This is a genomic window from Paracraurococcus ruber, assembly GCF_004353985.1.
Lineage (GTDB): Bacteria > Pseudomonadota > Alphaproteobacteria > Acetobacterales > Acetobacteraceae > Paracraurococcus > Paracraurococcus ruber.
This window is the reverse complement of the sequence record NZ_SMOA01000347.1, coordinates 1-4,848: the sequence shown is the minus strand read 5'-3', so window position 1 is coordinate 4,848 and position 4,848 is coordinate 1. Positions and strand designations below refer to the sequence as shown.

General features: G+C 75.0%; 5 protein-coding genes. 3 read left to right on the top strand and 2 right to left on the bottom strand.

Going from position 1 to position 4,848, the window contains the following annotated elements:
* On the bottom strand, positions 1–617 hold a 617-nt coding region (locus E2C05_RS35515; RefSeq protein WP_192912537.1), incomplete at its 3' end, for a TetR/AcrR family transcriptional regulator.
* A 221-nt stretch (positions 618–838) separates the two neighbouring features.
* Here E2C05_RS35515 and E2C05_RS28680 point away from each other — a divergent pair.
* From E2C05_RS28680 to E2C05_RS28675, 3 genes are all read left to right on the top strand, one after another.
* A complete protein-coding gene (locus E2C05_RS28680; RefSeq protein WP_133223047.1) occupies positions 839–1,168 on the top strand; it encodes a hypothetical protein in 330 nt (109 codons plus the stop codon).
* Between the two features lie 94 nt (positions 1,169–1,262).
* Entirely contained in the window at positions 1,263–1,484 is a 222-nt protein-coding gene (thiS, locus tag E2C05_RS35360) for a sulfur carrier protein ThiS (RefSeq protein WP_240046931.1), read from the top strand.
* 3 nt (positions 1,485–1,487) lie between these two features.
* Positions 1,488–2,297, top strand: a complete 810-nt coding sequence (locus E2C05_RS28675; protein ID WP_240046930.1) for a thiazole synthase — start codon at positions 1,488–1,490, stop codon at positions 2,295–2,297.
* 184 nt (positions 2,298–2,481) lie between these two features.
* Here E2C05_RS28675 and E2C05_RS28670 read toward each other — a convergent pair whose 3' ends face one another.
* Complete coding sequence (locus E2C05_RS28670; protein ID WP_158292436.1) at positions 2,482–4,488, bottom strand: PAS domain-containing protein; 2,007 nt, start codon at positions 4,486–4,488, stop codon at positions 2,482–2,484.
* Positions 4,489–4,848 lie beyond the last annotated feature (360 nt).

Below are 4,848 nucleotides of genomic sequence, written 5' to 3'. Positions count from 1 at the left end.
GGCGGCGGGCCCCCCGGCGCCGGGTGAGGCCCCGGACGGCGCGCGCGGCATCCCCCGCGCCGGTGCGCATGGCCTCGAGCAGCGCGGCGGCCGTCGCGGGATCGCTGCCGCGGGCGACGATCACGGCGTCGGCCAGCATGGCGAAGGCGCGCCAAGCCTTTCGCTGCCGGGCCGCGGGCGGGCCGGGCGGCCCCGCCGCCAGATGCGCGACCACCCGGGCCAGGCCTTCCCCGAAGCGCGCCCGCGGCGCCGCCGGGGCGCGTGCCTCCTCGGTCCCCGTGGCGGCGGCGGGGCAGCCGGTGCCCCGGCAGGAGATACCAGGCACCGGCCGCGGCGAGGCGAACCGCCTCGGCCGCCAGCCGGTCCAGCATGTCACCGAAGGCCTGGTCGAGGGCGGCGGCGACCAGCGCATCCTTGTCGGGGAAGTGGTGGGAGAAGCCGGCATGGGTCATCCCGGCCGCCCGCATGACGGCAGCGAGGTTGGTACCGGCGATGCCATCCTGCCGCAGCAGGCGGGCCGCGCCGGCGAGGATGCGGCGGCGGCTGCGCTGTATGCCGGCGCGCGAGGCCGCATGGGCCGGCCCCTCCGCCTGTGTGGCTTCGATGTCGCGCCTCATCCAGGCGGGATCAAGGCCGGCGGGCCGTATCCACCCAATGTCCGGAATGACGATTATCGAAAATCGTCATTTGCCCTTGACCCGGCCCGGCCGAGCGATTGGGCGCCTCGATGACGGATGACATCCATTCCGGCCTCGCCCGTCGCACCCGGGAGCGCCGATGCTCAGGCCGCTGATCCTGATCACCGCCGCCGCCGGCCGGCCCGACAAGCACCGCCCTGGTGCGGGCCCTGCGCCGGCGTGACCCGCCGGTCCGCGCCCTGATCCGCCGCCAGGACCCGCCCAGCGCCGCGCTGGCCGGCGCCGAGCGCGTCGAGGCCGACATGCGCGACGCGGCGGTCCTGGCGGCGGCCGGCTTCCGCGTGACGCGGTGGGACGACGTGACGCCGCTGGCCGCCGCCTGGCTGGCGGCGCGGCGGCAGGCGGCGGCGCCCGCCCTGTCGCTTGGGCTGGTGATGCGGCCGCGCATGGCGGGGATGGTGGCGCATGACGCCCGCAACCTGCAGGACGGCCGGGTGACGCTGGTCATGGGCGTGGCCACGGCGGCCTGACCGACGCGCTCCCGCGGGGGCGGCAGGCGGCCATGTGACGGGCGCGGGGCGCGGCGGGTTGCCCCGGGCGCCGCGCCTCGCCATCTTCCGCGCCATGGGGGCGACGACATCCATCATCACCGTCACGGTCAATGGCGAGGCGCGGGAGATCCCGGCGCCGGCCACGGTGGCCGACCTGCTGGCGCTGATCGGGCTCGATACCCGCAAGGTGGCGGTCGAGCGCAACCTGGAGATCGTCCCCCGCTCCACCTATGCCGCGACGGCCCTGGAGGCCGGCGACCAGCTGGAGATCGTGCACTTCATCGGCGGAGGCTGAGCCATGGACGGCATCACCAATGCGGCGCCCCAGGATGACACCTGGGAGGTCGCCGGCCTGCGCTTCCGCTCCCGCCTCATCGTCGGCACCGGCCGCTACAAGGACCTGGAGGAGACGGGGCGGGCGATCGACGCGAGCGGCGCCGAGATCGTCACCGTCGCGGTGCGGCGGGTGAACCTCGGCGACCCCAAGGCGCCGATGCTGCAGGACTACGTGGACCCGAAGCGCTACACCTACCTGCCCAACACGGCCGGCTGCTTCACCGCGCAGGACGCGGTGCGGACGCTGCGCCTGGCGCGGGAAGCGGGCGGCTGGAATCTCGTGAAGCTCGAGGTGCTGGGGCCGCCGCCTTTCCTCTACCCCGACATGCGCGCGACCTTCGAGGCGCTGGAGGCGCTGCTGAAGGACGGGTTCCAGGTGATGGTCTACTGCTCCGACGACCCGATTGCCGCGAAGCGGCTGGAGGAGATGGGCGCCGTCGCGGTCATGCCGCTCGGCGCGCCGATCGGCTCGGGGCTCGGCATCCAGAACCCGGTCATGATCCGGGCGATCATCGAGAATGCGAAGGTGCCGGTGCTGGTGGATGCCGGCGTCGGGACCGCCAGCGACGCGGCCATCGCCATGGAACTCGGCTGCGACGCGGTGCTGATGAACAGCGCCATCGCGCATGCCCGGGACCCGGTGCGGATGGCGCGGGCGATGCAGGCGGCGGTGGAGGCCGGGCGCCTGGCCTATCTGGCGGGGCGCATGCCGCGGCAATACGCCGCCGACCCGTCCAGCCCGCTGCATCGCGGCGTCATCGGCAAGAACTAGGACGCGGGAACCCGGGCGCAGTCATCAGGGCGCGCGGCATGACGGCGCGCTGCGGCCCACGCCCGAAGTCCGGCTTGCGGGGTGCGAGGCAGGCGCGAACCGCTCCAGGGCGCCGCGGTTGCCGGGTGGATCCGGGGCCGCCGGCCGCCCGGCGTGACTGCGCGCGGCGTCACTGGGCCCGGATTCACTGGCCAACGGGCGCCGGCTGCCGCGGCTGCTGCAGGGCCGTTCCCAGCGCCCGGCGCAACTCCTCCAGCGAATAGGGCTTCCGCAGCAGCGGCAGGCCGGCCGCCGCCACCCGCGCCGGCGCGCCGCCATAGCCGCTGTAGAGCAGCACCGGCAGGCCCGGCCTCTCCGCCCGCAGCGTCTGCGCCAGGTCCAGCCCATCCTGGCCGCCGGCCATGACCACGTCGGACAGCACCATGTCCACCGCCAGCCCATCCGCCAGCGCCCGCAGCGCCGCGGCCGCGCTGGCGACGCGGGAGACGCCGTGGCCCAGATGCCGCAGCGTCTCGGCGGTCAGCTCCGCCACCGCGTCGTCATCCTCCACCAGCAGCAGGCGCAGCGGCGCCAGGTCCACCGTTTCTTCCACCACCGGCCGCGGCGGCAGCGGCATGCCGGTGGGCTGCGCCCGCGGCAGCAGCAGGATCACCGTCGTGCCCTCGCCGATCCGGCTGGACACCCGGGCCGAGCCGCCGCTCTGCCGGGCGAAGCCATAGACCTGCGCCAGCCCGAGCCCGGTGCCCTGGCCGACATCCTTGGTGGAGAAGAAGGGCTCGAAGGCGCGCGCCAGGACATCCGGCCCCATGCCGGTGCCGGTATCCTGCACCGCGAGCCGGATGAAGGGGCCGCCCAGCCGGTCCGGGTCGGTCAGCGCGTCCAGCTCCACATTGGTGGCGCAGAGCCGGAGGGTGCCGCCGCGCGGCATCGCGTCCCGCGCATTGACGCCCAGGTTGAGCACCGCCAGCTCCAGCTCCCCCGGATCCACCCGCGGCCACCAGACATCGTCGGGCGCCGCGATCTCGATCGCGATGTCGGCGCGCAAGGTCCGCGACAGCAGCTCGCGCATGTCCTCCAGCCAGGCGCGCAGGTCCAGCGGCTCCGGCCGCAGGGCCTGGCGGCGGGCGAAGCTCAGCAGCCGCCGGGTCAGGTCGGCGCCGCGATGCGCCGCCTGCTCCATCGCATCCAGCAGCCGGCCGCGGCGCGGCGTCTCCGGGTTGCGCTTCAGCAGGCCGACGCCGTTGGTGATGACGGAGAGCAGGTTGTTGAAGTCATGCGCGACGCCGCCTGTCAGCTGGCCCAGCGCTTCCAGCTTCAGGGTCTGGAACAGCCGCGCCTGCGCCGCCTCGCGCGCCTTGGCCTCCTGCTCCACCTCCCGCCGCAGCGATTCGTTCGCGTCGAGGATGGCGAGCTCCGCCCGCTTGCGGTCGGTGATGTCGAGGTTGAGGCCGATCAGCCGCACCGGGTTGCCCGCCTCGTCGCAGACCAGCCGGCCGCGGCCGGACAGCCAGCGTTCGCCGCGCCGGGGGTGCCGAATGCGGTATTCCACGCGGAAATCCGGGTCGCGGCGGCGCAGGCAGTCCTCCAGCGCCGCGGCGGTCGAGGCGCGGTCCTCGGCGGCGATGGCGGCGAGCCAGGCCTCCCGGCTCGGCAGCGTCCGCGCCGGATCCAGGCCGTAGAGGTCGAAATACTCCTGCGACCACTCGACCGTGTTGTTCCGGATATCCCAGTCCCAGGTGCCGGCGCCGGCATAGCGCTGGGCGAGGTGCAGCCGCTCCTCGCTGTCGCGCAGCTGGCCGTTCAGCGCCGCAAGCTCCGCGGTGCGCTCGGCCACGCGCCGTTCCAGCACGGCATTGGCGCGGGACAGCGCGGCGTTGCTCGTCTCCAGCGACGCCGCCAGGGCCAGCAGCTCCTCGATCGCGCCGCGCAGCTCCTCGGCCGTGGCGTCCGGGTTCTTGCCCTGGCGGGGGACGCCGAGGGCGCGGCGCGGCGGCGCCGGCCGGGCAGCGCCGCCCGCGGCCTCGCGCCGGCGGAGCCTGTCCTCCGCCTCGCGCAGCTGTCCGGTGCGGCGCCCCAGCTCGGCCCGCAACGCATCGCGCTCCGCCGCCAGCGCCGCGGCATCCTCGCGCGCATCCTCGGCCATGCCGCGCAGCTGCTTTGTTTCGTCCTCGGCCCGGTTGCGATCCGGCATCAATCCCCCATCCGGCCCTTGGTCCCGCAATGGCGCCGGTCTTCGTTCCGTTACGCTGGTCGGCAACACGCTCCCCGTTTCAACGGCAGATTTCACCGGGCGTTCAGCACGCCACCGAGACATCCGGGCATGTTGCGCGGTCGATGCGGCATCGCCGGCCTGGCAGGCCTGCAACGGGACCGGCCGCGCGGACCACGCCCGGCCGCCGGGCCTCGCTGCCCGGGCCGCCCTGGTCCGCGCCGGCCGCCCCGGCATCCGGCGGCATGGGCGCGCCAGCCGGCAGAGACGGAGGTCGAGCCCGCGGCCATCCCCGATGCTGCGGGGCGGCCTCCCCGCCTTCGGCATCCGGCGCCCCGGCCC

Excerpts from the sequence above, each read along its gene's own strand:
- thiS (WP_240046931.1), top strand. The coding sequence starts at position 1,263 with ATGGGGGCGACGACATCCATCATCACCGTCACGGTCAATGGCGAGGCG.
- E2C05_RS28670 (WP_158292436.1), bottom strand. The coding sequence starts at position 4,488 with ATGCCGGATCGCAACCGGGCCGAGGACGAAACAAAGCAGCTGCGCGGC.
- E2C05_RS28675 (WP_240046930.1), top strand. The coding sequence starts at position 1,488 with ATGGACGGCATCACCAATGCGGCGCCCCAGGATGACACCTGGGAGGTC.